Raw genomic sequence first — 16,240 nt, forward strand, 5'->3', positions numbered from 1 at the left:
ACCTTTCCCTGTAAGTCGCGCCCCCTACGCCCGAGGGAAAACCGCCAGCAATGCCCGAGCTTTACGACGTCGCCGCGATCGGCAACGCCATCGTCGACGTGATCGCGCCCTGCACGGACGCCTTCCTGGGCGAGAACGGCCTGACCAAGGGCGCCATGATGCTGGTCGATCCCGCGGCCAGCGCGGCGCTCTATTCGAAGATGGCCCAGGCGGTGGAAGCCTCCGGCGGCTCGGCGGCCAACACCATCGCGGGTCTGGCCAGCTTCGGCGGCAAGGGCGCCTTCATGGGCAAGGTGGCCGACGACCAGCTGGGCCGCACGTTCGCCAAGGACATGCGCGGCATCGGCGCCCGCTTCGAGAATGCGCCCCTGGTGGGCGGCCCGGCCACCGCCGTCTCGATGATCAACGTGACGCCCGACGCCCAGCGCACCATGTGCACCTTCCTGGGCGCCTCGGTGGAGTTCACCGACACCGACGTGGACCAGGAGGTCGTCGAGGCCTCCAAGATCGTCTACCTTGAGGGCTATCTGTTCGACGCCGAGGCGGCCCGCCGCGCCTTCGCCAAGGCCGCCGCGTTCGCGCACGGATCGGGCCGCAAGATCGCGCTGACCCTGTCGGACAGCTTCGTGGTGGAGCGTCACCGCGAGGGCCTGAAGGGCTTCATCGAGAGCCAGGTGGACATCCTGTTCGCCAACGAGGCGGAACTGCTCGCGCTCTACGAGACGACGGACTTCGACGAGGCCTGCGAGCAGCTGCTGCGCCACTGCGACCTCGCCGCCGTGACCCGAAGCGAAAAGGGCTCCGTCGTGCTCTCGAAGGGCGAGACGCTGCACATCGCGGCCGAACCCGTCGAGAAAGTCGTGGACACCACCGGCGCGGGCGACCAATACGCGGCCGGGTTCCTCTTCGGCCTGAGCCAGGGGCGTTCGCTGGCCGAGTGCGGCCGGCTGGCCTCCATCGCCGCGGCCGAGGTGATCTCGCATTACGGGCCGCGGCCGCAGGTCTCGCTGAGGGACCTCGCCGCATCCAAGGGGCTGTAAGAACGATGAGCCGCAAGGCCGAAGTGGTCCGCAACACCAAGGAGACCCAGATCCGCGTCGCCGTGGACCTGGACGGTGTCGGCAATGCCAAGGTCTCGACGGGGATCGGCTTCTTCGACCACATGCTGGACAGCTTCGCCCGCCACGGCGGCATCGACCTCGAGGTCGAGACCAAGGGCGACCTGCACATCGACATGCACCACACGGTGGAGGACACCGGGATCGTGCTGGGCCAGGCCATCAAGGAGGCGCTGGACGGCTTCAAGGGCATCCGCCGGTTCGGCCACGCCTACATCCCGATGGATGAGACCCTGTCGCGGTGTGCCATCGACTTCTCGAACCGGCCCTACCTGATCTGGAAGGTCGATTTCCGCACGCCCAAGGTCGGCGACATGGACACCGAGCTGTTCAAGGAATTCCACCACGCCTTCGCCATGAACGGCGGCGCGTGCGTGCACCTGGAAACGCTCTACGGCGCCAACAGCCACCACATCGCCGAGAGCGGGTTCAAGGCCCTGGCCCGAGCGGTGCGCCAGGCGGTGGAACTGGACCCCAAGACCCACGGCCACGCCCCCTCCACCAAGGGCGTGCTCTAGGAACATCCTATGCAGAGCGTCGCCCTGATCGACTACGGGTCGGGCAACCTTCGCTCGGCCGAAAAGGCCCTCGTCCGCGCCGCTGACGGGCGCGCCGACATTGTCGTGACCAACGATCCTGACCTGGTGGCCAAGGCCGACCGTATCGTCCTACCGGGCGTCGGCGCCTTCGCCGCCTGCATGGCCGCGCTCTCCAAGCGCACGGGCGTGATCGAGGCGATGAACCAGGCGGTGAAGGGCAGGGGTGTTCCGTTTCTCGGCATCTGCGTGGGCATGCAGCTCATCGCCACCCGCGGGCTGGAGTTCGGCGAGACGCCCGGCCTGGGCTGGATCGAGGCGGACGTCCGGAAGATCGCGCCAGCCGACCCGGCGCTGAAGGTGCCGCACATGGGTTGGAACACGCTCGAAGACGTCTCAGACCTGCCGATGCTGGCCGGGCCGAAGGCGGGCGAGCCCGTCTATTTCACCCATTCGTTCGCCATGTTCCCGCAAGACTCCGCCGACGTGGCGGCCTATGTGGACCACGGCGGCCGGTTCCCTGCGGCCGTAGCGCGGGACAACATCGCCGGGGTTCAGTTCCACCCCGAAAAATCACAAGCCGCCGGCCTGAAGATCCTGGCCGGCTTCCTGGAGTGGCGCCCTTGATCCTCTATCCCGCCATAGACCTGAAGGACGGCCAGTGCGTCCGGGTCCTGCACGGCGACCTTTCCACCGCGACCGTCTTCAACAGCGATCCCGCAGCCCAGGCCCGGCAGTGGGCCGACGCCGGTTTCCACTGGATCCATGTGGTCGACCTCAACGGCGCGGTCGAAGGCCAGGCCGTGAACGCTCCCGGCGTCGAAGCCATCCTGTCGTCCGTGTCGGTGCCTGTACAGCTGGGCGGCGGCATCCGCACGCTGAAGGATGTGGAGCGCTGGATCGAAGCCGGCGTCAGCCGCGTGATCCTGGGCACGGTGGCGGTGACGCAGCCCGACATCGTCATCGCCGCCGCCATGGCCTACCCCGAGCAGATCGCCGTCAGCGTCGACGTGCGCAAGGGCAAGGTCGCCGTCGAGGGCTGGACCGCCGACAGCGACCTCGACGCCATCACCGTCGCGAAGCGTTTCGAGGACGCCGGCGTCGGCGCCCTGATCGTCACCGACATCGATCGCGACGGCACCGTCATGGGCTTCAACGTCGAGGCCTTCGGCGCCATGGCCGATGCGGTGTCGATCCCGGTCATCGCTGCGGGGGGGCTGGCGAGCGTCGACGACATCGCCAAGCTCAAGGCGCGCAAGGGCGTGCCGGTGGCCGGCGCCGTCCTGGGCCGCGCGCTCTACAACGGCGCGATCGACCCGGCCCAGGCGCTAGGGGTCGCGGCATGAGCCTCAAGGTGCGCCTGATCCCCTGCCTCGACGTCAAGGACGGCCGGGTGGTGAAGGGCGTGCAGTTCGTGAACCTCGTCGACGCCGGCGATCCCGTCGAGCAGGCCCAGGCCTATGACGCAGCCGGCGCGGACGAGCTGATGTTCCTCGACATCACCGCCAGCCACGAGAACCGGGGCACCATCCTGGACGTGGTCCGCCGCACCGCCGACGTCTGCTTCATGCCGCTCAGCGTCGGCGGCGGGGTGCGTGGCGTCGACGACGGCCGCCGCCTGCTGCTCGCCGGCGCCGACAAGATCTCGATCATGACCGCCGCCGTGAACGATCGCGACGTGGTCAGCCGCTGCGCCGACGCCTTCGGCAGCCAGGCCGTTGTCGTGTCGGTCGACGCCAAGCGCGTCGGCGAGCGCTGGGAGGTCTTCACGCACGGCGGCCGCAACCCCACGGGGCTCGACGCCGTCGATTACGCCGCCGAGGTCGTGGCCAAGGGCGCGGGCGAGATCCTGCTGACATCCATGGACCGGGACGGCGCCAAGATCGGCTACGACCTGGAGTTGGTGCGCGCGGTCAGCCACGCTGTGAGCGTCCCGGTGATCGCCTCGGGCGGCGCCGGGAATACCCGCCATTTGATCGAGGGGGTTCAGGCCGGCGCCGATGCCGTGCTGGCAGCGTCGATCTTCCACTTCGGCGAGGTCTCGATCGGCGAGGCCAAGGCCGCCATGGCCGCCGCCGGCATTCCGGTCCGCCTCACGGAGCCCGTCCCCGCATGACCCGTTTCGCCAAGGTGGTCGACCGGCTGGCCGCCACCATCGAGAGCCGTCGCGGCGGTGACGCCTCCACCTCCTACACGGCCCAACTCCTCAGCGACCTCGACCGCGCCGCCAAGAAGATGGGCGAGGAGGCGGTCGAGACCGTCATCGCCGCCGCCCAGGGTGACCGGGACGCCCTCACCTCCGAGAGCGCCGACCTGATCTACCACTGGCTGGTGTTGATCGCCGCCGCCGGGGTCAGCCTCGAGGAGGTCGCCGAACGGCTGGAGGCCCGCGAAGGCACGTCCGGCCTCGCCGAGAAGGCCGCGCGCAAGGCCTGACCGGTCGCCCCGCGGGCTCCGCCGCTCGTCCCAAACCGTCTTCCGGCGGCGCGGCGCCCGGGAAAAGGCTGGGCCATGACCCAGCGCCTCCTCCTCGCCTCAGCCGCCCTCCTGGCCCTCGCGGCGTGCAGCCGCCCGACGACGCCCGCTCCTGCGCCCGACGTCGGCTGGGCCCACTACGGCGGCGACGCCGGCGGCCAGCGCTACTCCAGCGCCGCCCAGATCACCCCGGCCAATGTGAGGGGCCTGAAGGTCGCCTGGACCTACGGCACGGGCGACCTCGCCGACCACCGCGACGCCCTGGAGCGCGCCGCCTTCGAGGCCACGCCGATCCTGGCCGGCGGGCGCCTCTACCTCTGCACGCCGTTCAACGTGGCCAGCGCCCACGATCCGGCGACCGGCAAGCCGCTGTGGCGCTTCGATCCCAAGATCGACGCCACGCTGCGCTATCCGAACAGCTTCAACTGCCGCGGCGTTGCCTATTGGCGCGATCCCGCGGCGCCGGCCAACGCGCCCTGCGCCGAGCGTGTCTTCATGGCCACCAATGACCGACGCCTGTTCGCCCTGGACGCCGCCACCGGCAAGGCCTGCCCAGGGTTCGGGCGCGGCGGGGCGGTGGACGCCATGCCCGAGGCGCAGCTCGACCGGCCGGCCGGAGCGCAGATCACCTCGGCGCCCGTGGTGGTCGCGGGCGTGGTGGTCGTCGGCTCGTCCATCGACGACAACCAGCGGGTCCACGAGACCTCGGGCGCCGTCCATGCCTTTGACGCCATCACCGGCGCCCTGCGCTGGGCCTATGATCCGCTCTCCGGCGCGAAGCCGGACGTGAAGGCCGGCGCCGCCAACGTCTGGGCGCCGATGTCCGTCGACGAGGCGCGCGGCCTGGTCTTCCTGCCGACGTCAAGCCCGAGTCCCGACTTCTACGGCGCCGCCCGGCCCGGCGACGCGGGACACGCCAATTCGGTCGTCGCGCTGCACGCCGCGACGGGCCAGCTCGCCTGGGCCTTCCAGACCACCCACCACGATGTCTGGGATTACGACGTGCCGGCCCAGCCCACCCTGGGCGTCGTGGGGTATGGCGGCCAGGCCCGCCCGGCGGTGATCCAGACCACCAAGCAAGGGCTCATCTTCACTCTCGACCGAGACACCGGCCAGCCGGTCATTCCGGTGGAGGAGCGCCCCGTGCCCCAGGGCGGTGAGGTGGGCGAGGTGCTGTCGCCGACCCAGCCTTTCCCGATCGCGCCCGGGCCCCTGGCGCCCAACCGCATCAAGCCCGACGACGCCTATGGGCTGACCCCTTGGGATCGCGACGCCTGCCGGAAGCTGATCGCCGACGCGCGCAACGAGGGCATCTACACACCGCCGTCGACCAAGGGGACGATCCTCTATCCCTTCACCGGCGGCGGCTCGAACTGGGGCGGCATCGCCTACGACGCGCGACGCGGCATAGCCTTCGTCAACACCTCCTCGGCTTTGCACAAGCTGACCCTGATCCCTGAGGCCAGGGTCGCGGCCCAGAAGAAGGCCAATCCCGACGTCGAGATCAGTCCACAGGCTGGAGCCCCGTTCGGCATGCGTCGGGAACTGCTGCGCTCGCCGCTTGGCTTGCCCTGCAACCCGCCCCCCTGGGGCCTGTTGTCTGCGGTCGACATGACCACCGGCAAGATCCTGTGGCGCACCCCGCTCGGCACGACCCGCGACCTCGCGCCGGGCTCTCAATTCTTCACCAAGGGCGTCGGAACCCCCAACTTCGGTGGCCCGATCGCCACTGGCGGCGGCCTAGTGTTCATCGGCGCGGCCATGGACAACTACCTGCGCGCCTTCGACGCCGCCAACGGCAAGGAGCTCTGGAAGGGGCGGCTGCCGGCCGGGGGACAGGCCACGCCCATGACCTATGTGTGGAAGGGTCGCCAGTACGTGGTCATCGCCGCCGGCGGCCACGCCAAGGCCGACACCAAGCGCGGCGATCAGGTCGTGGCCTTCGCGCTGCCGGACTAGGGGCGCGGCTTCCGCTTCAGCGCCACGTAGAGCGCCCCGGCGCCGCCGTGATGCCGGGCCGCCTCGGAGATGCCGGCCACCACATGGGTCAGGTGGGCCTCGCCCAGCCAGTCGGGGACGCGCTTCTTCAGCACGCCGTCGCCCTGCACGCCCTTGCCGGTGATCACGAGGACCGCGCGCCAGCCGTCGTCGAAGGCGCGAAACAGGAACGCCTCCAGCGCCGCCTTCGCCCGATCCTGGGTCATGCCGTGGAGGTCGATGCGGGCGCCGATCTCCTCGCGCTCCTTCACGATCCGGTGTCGGCGGTTGGGCTCGATGCCTTCCAGGGCGTCGCGCAGGCGGTTCCGGGCCTCCTCGGCGCGCTTGGGTTCGATGCGAGCGGCGGCGTCGAGGGTCTGAGCCATCGGCTTGCGCGGCGCACTGCGGCTGGGCAAGGGGTGCACGGTGGCCGCCACCATCGACCAGATCCTCTGCTCCTCGGGCTTCAGCGGCCGCTTCATGGCTTGGGGACCAGGCGATAGAGCCGCAGGGTGTGGCGGACTCGCCCGGCCTCGGCGCCGGCCGCGGCGCCCTCTCCGAGATAGAGGTCGGCTCGCACTTCGCCCTTGATCGCGCCACCCGTGTCGAGGGCCGTCGCCAGCCGGCGATAGGCGGGAAAGGCGCCTGTCAGCAGCGGAGCCTCGGCGTCGACCCAAAGCAGATCGCCCATGCCATGGAAGGCCGGGTCCACCGCCACGGCCCGGCCGGCGGGCAGGGGGATGTTGGCGGCGCCCACCGGCGGCTTGCCGTCATCGGGCGCCAGGCGGAAAAAGGCGTAGCGCGGGTTCAGCCGCATGACCTCGTCGGCCTCCGGGCCTCGGTGGGCGGCGAGCCACCCCCGGATGGCATCGCCCGAGGTATTGTCCCGCGCGAGCAGCCCACGATCACGCATGGGATTGGCGATGCCCATGAACGGGCGGCCGTTGTTCGCGGCGTAGAGCGCCTTGGCCCGCTGGCCGTCCTCGAACACCAGCACGCCCGAACCCTGGACCTGCAGGAAGAACAGCTCCTCGGGGCGCATCCAGGCCAGCGGCGCTTCGACCGGCGCCGCTTCGATCACGGCGCGATCCGGGTAGGGCTCGGTCGCACCGCCCGGCAACGCGCGGACCACGGCGCCGCCGTCCGCCACGAGCAGGTCCGAGGGCTTCGCACGCACCGGCATGCTGAACTCGGCGTCGGCGTTGCGCCTCGCCTCGTAGACCGGCGCGAAATAGGCGGTCAGCACGCCCTCCGCGCCGCCCAGCCGTTCGGCCTGGAAAAAGGCTTCGAAGAAGGCGCGACCCACGCCTGGCCCGACCTCGCGCACCGCCTTGGCCCGGCGGCACAGCTCGGCGAGCGCGCCGTCCCTGGCGGCTTGGCAGGTCGAACGCCACGCCGCGAAGGCCGCGTCATGATCCTCCGCCGCCCATCCCGGGAGGCGCGAGACCTCGATGATGCGTTCCGGCGTGGGCGCGGGCCCGGGCGCAGGCTGCGGCAGCGGCGGATAGCCCGGCGGGATCGGCCCGTGCTCGTAGGGCGTGGCGCAGGCGGCGACGCTCAGCGCGGCGAAGACGGCCGCCATTCCCCCCCAACGCACGTGGCTCAGGCCTCGGCGGCGTCGACGTGGACCAGGGTCCAGTTGGGATCGCGGCTCTTCAGCCGGCGCTCGAAGGTCCACAGCTCGGCGGTGCGCCGGTCGTCGACGCCCTCGCCCTCGGGACCCTTGGTGCGACTGCGGAATTCCGCCAGGAACCGAACGGTCAGGCGGGCCAGGTCGCCCTGGGTCACCTCGGCCTTCTCGAGATCGGCGCGTGGGCTGTGGAAGAACTCGACCGTCTCGGTGCGTCCTTCGCGCGCCCGCTCGTCGATGACGCTTTCGAAGCTCGAAAGCACCGCGGGAGCCAGCAGATTGCCGAGAGTGGCCTTGTCGCCCTCCGCGAAGGCCTTGACGATCATTTCGTAGGCGCCCTTCGCCCCACCCAGGAAGCGGGCCACGTCGAACGACGGGTCCTTGGCCTTCACGGCGGCGAGGCCAGTCAGCTCCACGCCGTCGTCGATGGGATCGGGCGCGCGCTCGCTCACCCGGGTTCCGGTGGAGGCGGCCTCCACGGCCGGCCGGTCTTCCGGCTGGCGGCCCACGCGGCGCCCGAGCACCGAATAGAGCTGGTAAAGCACGATGACCGCGAGGCCGGCGAAGATGATCAGTTCGAGGACTTGCACCGAGGGGCTTTCAGGACTGGAAGGCGTTTGCGACCTTATACGCGCAATATCCCAATATAGTCCGCAGGAACGCCGCCGTCAGGGGCGGCGTTGCATCACCCTGGGCGCCATGATAGCCGCTCGGCCCGACTGGACGCGATTTTCGCGTCTTCCACCTGCGAGAAACGCCTTCCGACATGAGTGAAATCGACCTCGGCGCCGGCGCGCCCCAGGCCCAGGGCGGCGAGCCCGGGATCCGCATCCTGGCCCAGTTCATCCGCGACCTGTCGATGGAGAACCCCCGCGCCCCCGACGCGCTGCGTCCCAGCCAGGACCAGCCGCAGATCGACCTCAACGTCGAGATGAACGCCCGCGGCCGCGAAGACGGCCTGTTCGAGGTGGACCTGAAGCTGTCGGCCCGCGCGGCGCGTCCGGACGGCCCGCTGTTCCACGTCGAGCTGCTGTACGGCGGCGTCTTCCAGATCGGCGGCGTGCCGGCCGAGGAGATGGAGCCGGTCCTGCTCATCGAGTGCCCGCGCTACCTGTTCCCGTTCGCCCGCCGGATCATCGCCGAGGTCACTTCGGAAGGCGGCTTCCCGCCCTTCCTGCTCGACCCCATCGATTTCGCCGGCGTCTACGCCGCCCGCAAGGCGCAGTCCGACCCCGCGGTCGGCCACGCCTAGTCCAAGGCGCTTTCCAGTCTCGACAGGCGCGCGCCGTCCAGCACGGCCGCGCTGTCGTAGTTCCCGGCGTAGGCCGCCACGTCGTCCGGCAGCGACACCCACGGGTGCTTGCTCTCGGTGAAGCAGTGGACGTCGGGCGGCAATCGCTCGGCCTCGTCCATCAGACCGACCGGAAACAACGCCACGCCAGGTCCACACGCCGGGTGATGTCCCCATAGCGTCTGGCCGCAGGCCGCGCAGCTCCAGACCATCCCGTCCTCGCCGTCGCGGACCTCGCCGGCCAGCACGGCCACCCGTCCCGTCTCGATCATAGCGTTCACCGCGAACGCCGACCCGCTGCGCCGCTGGCAGGCGTGGCAGTGACACGCATGGACGATGATCGGCGCCGTCGCGATCCCGAGCCGCACGGCCCCGCAGGCGCAGCCGCCCTGCATGAACATCTGGTCTGACATGGTCGAAGCTCCTTCAGGTTCGACGCTGGTCGCTGGACGCGAGCGGCCTTCGACATCTGCCGCGAAATTTTCCGCTGCATGTCGATGCGCATGGCGCGGAGGCGACTAGGCTGCGGAGCCGCAGGGAGCCTGGCCATGCACTACGTCTGCCTCGTCTATTTCGACCAGGAGGAGGTCCTTGGCCTGGAAGGCCAGGAGCTGGAGGACTGCGTCCGCGAGTCCGGCGCTTATGACACCGAGCTGGTCGAGCGCGGCCACATGGTGCTGGCCCACGCCCTGGCCCACACCCGCGAGGCCATGACCGTGCGCGTCCGCGACGGGAAGATGTCGACCACCGACGGTCCGTTCACCGAGACGAAGGAAGTGCTGGGCGGCCTCATCGTCGTCGAGGCCCGCGACCTCAACGAGGCGGTGCAGCTCGCCGCCGGCATCCCGCTCGCGAAGCGCGGCGCCATCGAGGTGCGGCCGGCCATGGGCGCCCCGAACACGGGCGGCCGGCGGCTCGGATGAGCGTCGATCTGGACGCAGCCTGGCGCGCCCACGCCGGCAGGGTGCGCGCCACCCTGATCCGTCTGCTCGGCGGCGATTTCGATGCGGCCGAGGAAGCACTCCACGACGCCTTCGCCGCCGCCGCCACGACCTGGCCGCGCGACGGCGAGCCGGCAAACCCCGTCGCCTGGCTGGTCTCCGCCGGCCGGTTCAGGACCATAGACCGCTGGCGTAAGCGCGCCCGCAGCGAGGCGGCGCTGACCGAGCTTGCCCTGCTGGAGGCCACGCCCGAACCGCAGGACGATCCCGAGATCGCCGACGACGACCTGCGGCTCATCTTCACCTGCTGCCACCCGGCGCTCACGCCGGACGCGCGCATCGCGCTCACCCTGCGCGAGGTCTGCGGCCTGACCACCGAGGAGATCGCCCGCGCCTTCCTGACTCCCGTCCCCACGCTCGCCCAGCGGATCGTGCGGGCGAAGGCCAAGATCCGCGACGACGCGATCCCCTACGAGGTCCCCGAGGCCGCCGACCTGCCGGCGCGGACCGAGAGCGTGCTGACGGTCATCTACCTGATCTTCAACGAGGGCTACGCCGCCACCGCCGGCGACGCCGTGGTCCGCGCCGACCTTGCCGCCGAGGCCGTTCGGCTGGGCCGACAGGTCACCGCCCTGGTCGACGACGCCGAGGCGGTGGGCTTGCTGGCCCTCATTCTGCTGCAGCATGCCCGCCGCCATGCCCGCACCGATGCGGCAGGCGATGTCGTCCTCATGGAGGACCAGGACCGCAGCCTCTGGGACCGGGACGCCATCACCGAGGGCCGTGGGCTGGTCGAGCGCGCCCTGAAGTCGCGCCACTTTGGCCCCTACGCCCTGCAGGCCGCCATCGCCGCGGTCCATGCTGAGGCGCCCACCTTCGCCGAGACCGACTGGCCCCAGATCGTTGCGCTGTACGACGTGCTCGTGCGCGCCGAACCCTCGCCGGTGGTCGGCCTCAACCGCGCCGCGGCGATCGGCATGCGCGACGGGCCGGAAGCCGGTCTCTGCGCCATCGACGCGGCCTTGGAGGATAAGGCCCTCTCGACCTACCACCTCGCCCACGCCGCCCGCGCCGACATGCTGCGGAGGCTGAACCGTCGCCCTGAAGCCCACGACGCCTACGAACGCGCGCTTGGCCTCGCCCGCCAGGAACCCGAGCGACGGTTTTTGGAAAGGCGCATCGCCGAAGTCAGTTCGCCGGAGTGAGCACCGTCCCGATGTAGCGGTCCCGCAGCGCGCGGTTGCGCGCCGTCAACGGCTGCTCGGCGCCCCGTATCATCACCATCCGAGCCACCGTGGTGGTTTCCAGGGGATCGCCGCTCCACAGCACAAGGTCCGCATCCTTGCCGGGCTCAATGGAGCCGAAGCGGTCGTCGACGCCGAAGATCCTTGCCGGGTTGATGGTGATCGCGGCCAAGGCCTCGTGCGGCGAGATCCCGAACCGCGCGGTCCTGCCGGCGATGAACCGCGGCGTGCGGATCAGAAAGACGATCCGCGCGACACTGGGCTTGAAGGCCACCAGCACGCCGGCGTCATGCAGGATCGCGGCGTTCTCGTAGGTGGCGTTCAGGTTCTCCCACTGGAACGCCTGGTTCTCCTCGGCGTCGATCACCACCGGAACCTTCGCTGCGGCGATCTCCTTAGCCAGCATCCACGCCTCCGAGCCGCCGGAGAGGATCACCCGCACCTTCTCGGCCTTGGCCATCTCCAGCACGTTGCGGATGTCGGAGGCGCGGTTCGCTTCGATCAGTAGGGGTTCACGGCCCTGCACCACCGGGACCAGCGCCGCCAGGTCTGCCCGCGAGAGCGACAGCTCCTCCAGCCGCGCCGGATCGACCGAGGCGGGATTGCGCGCATAGGCCCGCGCGTCCGCGAAGGCTTGCCTCAACTGGGTCATCAGCGCGCCGCGGGAGCCACCGGCCGCCGACGAGCCCATCTCGCCCGCGTCGAGGTAGAGCGCCACGCGCGGTTTCACGGTCAGGTCGCCGCCTTCGGTCCCCAGGTCGGCCAGATGGATCACCGCCGCCTGGCCGCCGAAGAATCGCGCCGGCGAATTGGGTCCGCGCATCTGCGGATTGGGCGTCACCACCGCGCGCGTGACGCCCTCGATCCGCGCCTCGGGGATCTGCGGGGAGTTCGGATTGACGTCCTCGTCCACGTCGAAGCCGGCGCTGAGCAGGGCGTTGGACGAACCCCGGCCACCGTAGCCGCTGCCGATGGTGTCGTTCAGGCCCATGGGCGACACGGTCGCCGTGATCCCCGGCGTCAGGATCTGACCCTTCGCGTCGACGACCCGCGCGCCGCTCGGCACGGCGACCTTCGCGCCGACCGCGGCGATCTTGCCGTCGCGCACCACCACCGTCCCGGTCGGCAGGTCGCCCGCCGCGCCCATGGTCAGGACGCGCGCGTTGACGATGGCCACGGTCTCGGCAAAGGCCGGCGTCGCAACCAGCATGGCGGCGGAGAGGAGGAGGGCGCGGATCATTGGCTGACCCCCAGGCCGCGCGGCGCCGGTCGCGGTGGCGAGACGGGCCGCTTGGTATTGCCCAGCTCGAAATCGGATTGCGGCTGCTTGGCTGGATGCGCCCGGTCATAGGTCAACGCGCCGTCGATGAAGACGAGATCGGGCAGGGCGTAGACGCTCAGCGGATCGGCGTCCCACAGCACGACGTCGGCGGCCTTGCCCACCTCCAGGGAACCGGTCTTATCGGCGACCCCGATGACCTTCGCCGGATTGATCGTCACCCAGGCGATGGCCTGTTCGGGCGTCGTTCCCAGCCCCGCCTCGCGGCCCGCCGTCATCGCCCGCGCGGCCTCCTGGTTCAGGTGCTGCATCAGCATCACGTTGTCGGAGTGCATGGTGGCGACGCCGCCCGCCTTCTCCACGAAGGCCGCGTTCTCCATGATCGAGTCGTAGGCCTCCATCTTGTAGCCCGACCAGTCGCCAGCCCAGGTGACCACGGCGATCTTCTCGCGCGCCAGCAGGGGGGCGATCTTGAAGGCCTCCAGCGCGTGGTGGAACGCGGCGATCTTGAAGCCGAACTCGTGGCTGAGATCGATCATCTGGATCATCTCGTCGGCGCGGTAGCAGTGGATGTGGACCTTGATGTCGCCGTTCAGGGCGCCAGCCACCGTCTCCAGCATCAGGTCGCGGCGCGGCGGGTCGCCGGTCCCGCGCTTGCGCCAGTCGGCCCAACTCTGGGCGTAGGCCTGGGCGGCGATGAACGTGTTGCGGTAGCCCATCATTCCACCGGCCCGCGTGCCGGGCTTGCCGCCCCCGCCGCCCGTGGGGTTCTCGCCGCAGGCCATCTTCAGGCCGTAGGGCGCGCCGGGGAACTTCATCCCCTGCGGCGCGAGCGCGGGCACGTTCTTGAGCGTCACCGTGCGGCCGTTGAACAGGTTCGAGGACCCGGGGAGGATCTGCATCGTCGTGACGCCGGCCTCCCGCGCCCGCTCGAACATCGGGTCCTGGGTCCAGACGGAATGCTCGATCCAGACGCCGCCCGGATTGGGGCCGTTCTCGTTGCTGCCGTCGCCGTTCGCCGCGCCCGGGCTGGAGCCGGCGCCGATGTGGGCGTGCGGGTCCACGATGCCCGGCGTGATCCAGCGGCCCCGGGCGTCGATTACCGTGGCGTCTGCGGGCCGGGCGACGTCCTTGCCCACCGCGGCCACCTTACCGTCGCGGATGAGCAGCGACCCGCCGTCGATGCGCGGGCCGGCGGCGGTGTAGATCGTCGCGCCCTCGAACAGCACCGCTCCGGCGGGAACCGGCTTATAGGTCGAAGGGAACGGGTCCGGCCGCGCGGCGGGGTCGAGCCCGGCGCGGATCGGCTTGGGTGCGGCGGGTGGGGGCGCGCTTGCGGCGGCCTTCGGCGCGGCCGTGCTGGCGCACCCGGTGAGGACGATCGCGCCCCCCAGCAACGCCGCCAGCAGTCCAGGCCCAGCACTGCGTTTCGGCCAGTCTCGCATGCGAACACCCCGGACACGTCTTCCCGAGCATCAATCTAATGCAGGTTCAGCGCAATATTTATTCGAACTATGTTCCGCGACACATCCCGTGGCATCATTCATTCGGCAAGATCATCAATCGCGCATATTTTGACTGGGGGCGGCACATGGCTTGGAATCGGCGCGGCGTGCTGGGCGGTGCGGCGGCGGCCTGGGCGGCGGGCGCACTCCCGGCCTCGGCGCAGCAGGTGATTCCCACGGCGGTGCGGCAGGGCCGGATCACCGTCCGCGGCAAGACGATCGCCTATCGCGCCGAGACCGGCGAGATGGCCATGAGGAACGCCGGCGGCCAGCCCCGCGCCACGATCTTCTCGGTCGCCTATCTGGCGCAGGGCGCGAACCCGAAGACGCGCCCCGTCAGCTTCGTCTGGAACGGCGGTCCCGGCGGCGCGAGCTGGCACCTGCGCGAGCACCTGTCGCCCAAGATGACGGTCGCGGCGCAGACGCGCGGCCAGTACGCGTTCGTCGCCAACCCCGACAGCCCGATCGACGTCACCGACCTGGTGTTCATCGACGCGCCCGGCACCGGCTACAGCCGCTTCTTCGCCGAGGACGCCAAGCCTGAGTACTGGGGCGTCGAGCAGGACGGCCGCGCCTTCGCCGACTTCATCGCCGGCTGGCTCGCGGACCATGGTCGCCTGGGGTCGCCCGTCTTCCTGATCGGCGAGAGCTACGGCGGCACGCGGGCTGGCCAGATCGCCAAGTTCCTCGCCGCCCGCCCAAAGCCCGTGGGCCTGACCGGTGTCACCCTGATCTCACCGACGCTGGGGAGCGGCGGCCCGCCGAACCCGCCACAGCCGATCCTGGCCCTGCCCAGCCTGGCCGCGGTCGCGCACTACCACAAACGCGGCGCCCATGCCGGCCGGCCGCTGGCGCAAGTGGTCCGCGACGCCGAAGCCTTCGCCGACGGTCCCTACGCCCGGATGCTCGCCGAAGGCGCGGTGACCGAAGCGAACGCCGACCTCGTGGCCAACTTCATCGGCCTGCCGCGCCAACTGGTGCTCGACGCGAAGCTCGCACCTTCGCTGCAGCAATTCCGCACGAGCCTGATCCCCGGTGAACGCCTCGACGGCGGCGACGGCCGCGAGCATCGGGTCCCGCCTCCGCCCGCGCAGGACACCGTAGTCACGGCCAACGACGCCTACGACCTGCACGCCTCTATCGTGGGCCTCCTCACCGACGAGCTGGGCTACACGCCAGCCGGCCCCTACGCCCGCGACCCGGTCGAGGCGAACCGGAGGTGGGACCAGACCCTCAGCGGCCCCGCTTACACGCCAGAAATCCTGCGGACCCTGCCGTCGAGGCCGAGGGTGTTGTTGGTCGCGGGCTGGTACGACCTGATCGTGCCCTACCGCACGCCAGTGAAGGCGCTGTCGGCGGCGGGGTTAGGCGACCGGTTCGAGGCTCACCTCTATCCGACCGGCCACGGCGTTTACGAAGACCTCGCGTCGCGCCCTGCCGCCACCGACGATCTGCGCGCGTTCTATCGCCGGGCCAGGAAGCGCTAGAGCCCGTATTTCCCCCAGAGGTCCTCGCCCTTGACCTTCTCGCGGATGAAGGCGGCGTGGGCGGCGCGTTCCTCCTCGGTGGAGCGGAACGCCAGCGGGCGCGGGCGCACGCCGTATTCGTTGCGGCTCGCCACGGCCACGGCGTTGACCATCGCGGCGCTCGACAGCTCCAGCCGCCGTTCGCGCCCGCCCTTGAGTTCGAGATAGACGGCCGCCAGCAGCTTGGCGTCGATCAAGGCGCCGTGCTTTTCGCGCTCGCTCAGCGAGACCTTGAAGCGCTTGCACAGCGCGTCCAGCGAGTTGTGCATGCCCGGGAAGCGCTGCTTCGCCAGCGCCAGGGTGTCGATCCAGCGATGCTCGGGCAGGTGCTCGCGCCGACAGTTGCCGAGCTCCCAGTTGATGAAGCCGCGGTCGAAGGCGGCGTTGTGGGCGATCAGCGGTGCGTCCCCGATGAACTCCAGGAACGCGTCCACCACTTCGGAATGCTCGAACCGGGGCTTGCCGCGCAGGAACGCCGCCGACAGTCCGTGCACTCTTTCGGCCTCGGCGGGCATGTCGCGGCAGGGGTCGATATAGACGTGGAAGCTGCGCCCGGTCGGCACGAAGCTCTCGATCTCGAGCGCGGCCAGTTCCACCAGCCGGTCGCCGGTGTTGGGATCGAATCCGGTGGTCTCGGTGTCGAGGACGATCTCGCGGGCCATGGCCTATCCTTGGCCCGGTTCGCGGCGGAATTTCAACCGTTCCGACAGCCCTGCGG

General features: G+C 70.4%; 18 protein-coding genes. 11 read left to right on the forward strand and 7 right to left on the reverse strand.

What is annotated here, in order from left to right; genetic code table 11:
- The first annotated feature begins 50 nt into the window (after positions 1-50).
- From ACODSY_RS00690 to ACODSY_RS00720, 7 genes are all read left to right on the forward strand, one after another.
- Positions 51-1,040: an adenosine kinase gene (locus tag ACODSY_RS00690; RefSeq protein ID WP_488949702.1), complete on the forward strand. Its 990-nt coding sequence runs from the start codon at positions 51-53 to the stop codon at positions 1,038-1,040.
- Between the two features lie 5 nt (positions 1,041-1,045).
- Entirely contained in the window at positions 1,046-1,636 is a 591-nt protein-coding gene (gene hisB, locus ACODSY_RS00695) for an imidazoleglycerol-phosphate dehydratase HisB (protein ID WP_488949703.1), read from the forward strand.
- A 9-nt stretch (positions 1,637-1,645) separates the two neighbouring features.
- On the forward strand, positions 1,646-2,281 hold the full coding sequence (gene hisH / locus ACODSY_RS00700; protein ID WP_488949704.1) for an imidazole glycerol phosphate synthase subunit HisH: 636 nt from the start codon (positions 1,646-1,648) through the stop codon (positions 2,279-2,281).
- Positions 2,278-3,000, forward strand: coding sequence for a 1-(5-phosphoribosyl)-5-[(5-phosphoribosylamino)methylideneamino]imidazole-4-carboxamide isomerase (hisA, locus tag ACODSY_RS00705; RefSeq protein ID WP_488949705.1), 723 nt, complete (start codon positions 2,278-2,280; stop codon positions 2,998-3,000). Before hisH ends, hisA begins: the two co-directional genes overlap by 4 nt.
- A complete protein-coding gene (hisF, locus tag ACODSY_RS00710; protein ID WP_488949706.1) occupies positions 2,997-3,770 on the forward strand; it encodes an imidazole glycerol phosphate synthase subunit HisF in 774 nt (257 codons plus the stop codon). Before hisA ends, hisF begins: the two co-directional genes overlap by 4 nt.
- The gene (locus ACODSY_RS00715) at positions 3,767-4,090 is read left to right on the forward strand and encodes a phosphoribosyl-ATP diphosphatase (protein ID WP_488949707.1); all 324 of its coding nucleotides are present in this window, start codon (positions 3,767-3,769) and stop codon (positions 4,088-4,090) included. The genes hisF and ACODSY_RS00715 overlap by 4 nt, the downstream gene beginning before the upstream one ends.
- A 75-nt stretch (positions 4,091-4,165) precedes the next feature.
- Complete coding sequence (locus ACODSY_RS00720) at positions 4,166-6,088, forward strand: pyrroloquinoline quinone-dependent dehydrogenase (RefSeq protein WP_488949708.1); 1,923 nt, start codon at positions 4,166-4,168, stop codon at positions 6,086-6,088.
- Here the strand turns inward: ACODSY_RS00720 and ACODSY_RS00725 are convergent.
- From ACODSY_RS00725 to timA, 3 genes are read right to left on the reverse strand one after another with little or no spacing between them, the layout of a single operon-like run.
- Positions 6,085-6,588: a Smr/MutS family protein gene (locus tag ACODSY_RS00725; RefSeq protein ID WP_488949709.1), complete on the reverse strand. Its 504-nt coding sequence runs from the start codon at positions 6,586-6,588 to the stop codon at positions 6,085-6,087. The genes ACODSY_RS00720 and ACODSY_RS00725 overlap by 4 nt on opposite strands.
- Positions 6,585-7,688: an MltA domain-containing protein gene (locus tag ACODSY_RS00730; protein WP_488949710.1), complete on the reverse strand. Its 1,104-nt coding sequence runs from the start codon at positions 7,686-7,688 to the stop codon at positions 6,585-6,587. The genes ACODSY_RS00725 and ACODSY_RS00730 overlap by 4 nt, the downstream gene beginning before the upstream one ends.
- A 20-nt stretch (positions 7,689-7,708) precedes the next feature.
- Entirely contained in the window at positions 7,709-8,326 is a 618-nt protein-coding gene (gene timA, locus ACODSY_RS00735; protein WP_488949711.1) for a TIM44-related membrane protein TimA, read from the reverse strand.
- 176 nt (positions 8,327-8,502) lie between these two features.
- Between timA and secB the strand changes: the two genes are divergently transcribed.
- The gene (gene secB, locus ACODSY_RS00740; protein WP_488949712.1) at positions 8,503-8,988 is read left to right on the forward strand and encodes a protein-export chaperone SecB; all 486 of its coding nucleotides are present in this window, start codon (positions 8,503-8,505) and stop codon (positions 8,986-8,988) included.
- Here the strand turns inward: secB and ACODSY_RS00745 are convergent.
- Entirely contained in the window at positions 8,985-9,440 is a 456-nt protein-coding gene (locus tag ACODSY_RS00745) for a GFA family protein (protein WP_488949713.1), read from the reverse strand. The two genes, secB and ACODSY_RS00745, sit on opposite strands and share 4 nt — an antisense overlap.
- Positions 9,441-9,575: 135 nt before the next feature.
- Here ACODSY_RS00745 and ACODSY_RS00750 point away from each other — a divergent pair, with 135 nt between their 5' ends.
- The gene (locus tag ACODSY_RS00750; protein WP_488949714.1) at positions 9,576-9,950 is read left to right on the forward strand and encodes a YciI family protein; all 375 of its coding nucleotides are present in this window, start codon (positions 9,576-9,578) and stop codon (positions 9,948-9,950) included.
- A complete protein-coding gene (locus ACODSY_RS00755; protein ID WP_488949715.1) occupies positions 9,947-11,173 on the forward strand; it encodes an RNA polymerase sigma factor in 1,227 nt (408 codons plus the stop codon). Before ACODSY_RS00750 ends, ACODSY_RS00755 begins: the two co-directional genes overlap by 4 nt.
- On the opposite strand, the gene ACODSY_RS00760 is transcribed toward ACODSY_RS00755, so the two are convergent.
- The gene (locus tag ACODSY_RS00760; RefSeq protein WP_488949716.1) at positions 11,157-12,452 is read right to left on the reverse strand and encodes an amidohydrolase family protein; all 1,296 of its coding nucleotides are present in this window, start codon (positions 12,450-12,452) and stop codon (positions 11,157-11,159) included. The genes ACODSY_RS00755 and ACODSY_RS00760 overlap by 17 nt on opposite strands.
- Positions 12,449-13,936, reverse strand: a complete 1,488-nt coding sequence (locus tag ACODSY_RS00765; protein ID WP_488949717.1) for an amidohydrolase family protein — start codon at positions 13,934-13,936, stop codon at positions 12,449-12,451. Before ACODSY_RS00765 ends, ACODSY_RS00760 begins: the two co-directional genes overlap by 4 nt.
- Before the next feature lie 146 nt (positions 13,937-14,082).
- Here ACODSY_RS00765 and ACODSY_RS00770 point away from each other — a divergent pair, with 146 nt between their 5' ends.
- Positions 14,083-15,483 carry a S10 family serine carboxypeptidase-like protein gene (locus ACODSY_RS00770; RefSeq protein ID WP_488949718.1) on the forward strand — a complete coding sequence of 467 codons (1,401 nt, stop codon included), beginning with the start codon at positions 14,083-14,085 and terminating at the stop codon, positions 15,481-15,483.
- Here the strand turns inward: ACODSY_RS00770 and dnaQ are convergent.
- Positions 15,480-16,184, reverse strand: a complete 705-nt coding sequence (gene dnaQ, locus ACODSY_RS00775; RefSeq protein WP_488949719.1) for a DNA polymerase III subunit epsilon — start codon at positions 16,182-16,184, stop codon at positions 15,480-15,482. The genes ACODSY_RS00770 and dnaQ overlap by 4 nt on opposite strands.
- Between the last annotated feature and the right edge of the window lie 56 nt (positions 16,185-16,240).

It is taken from the genome of Phenylobacterium sp. FG114 (assembly GCF_057809855.1).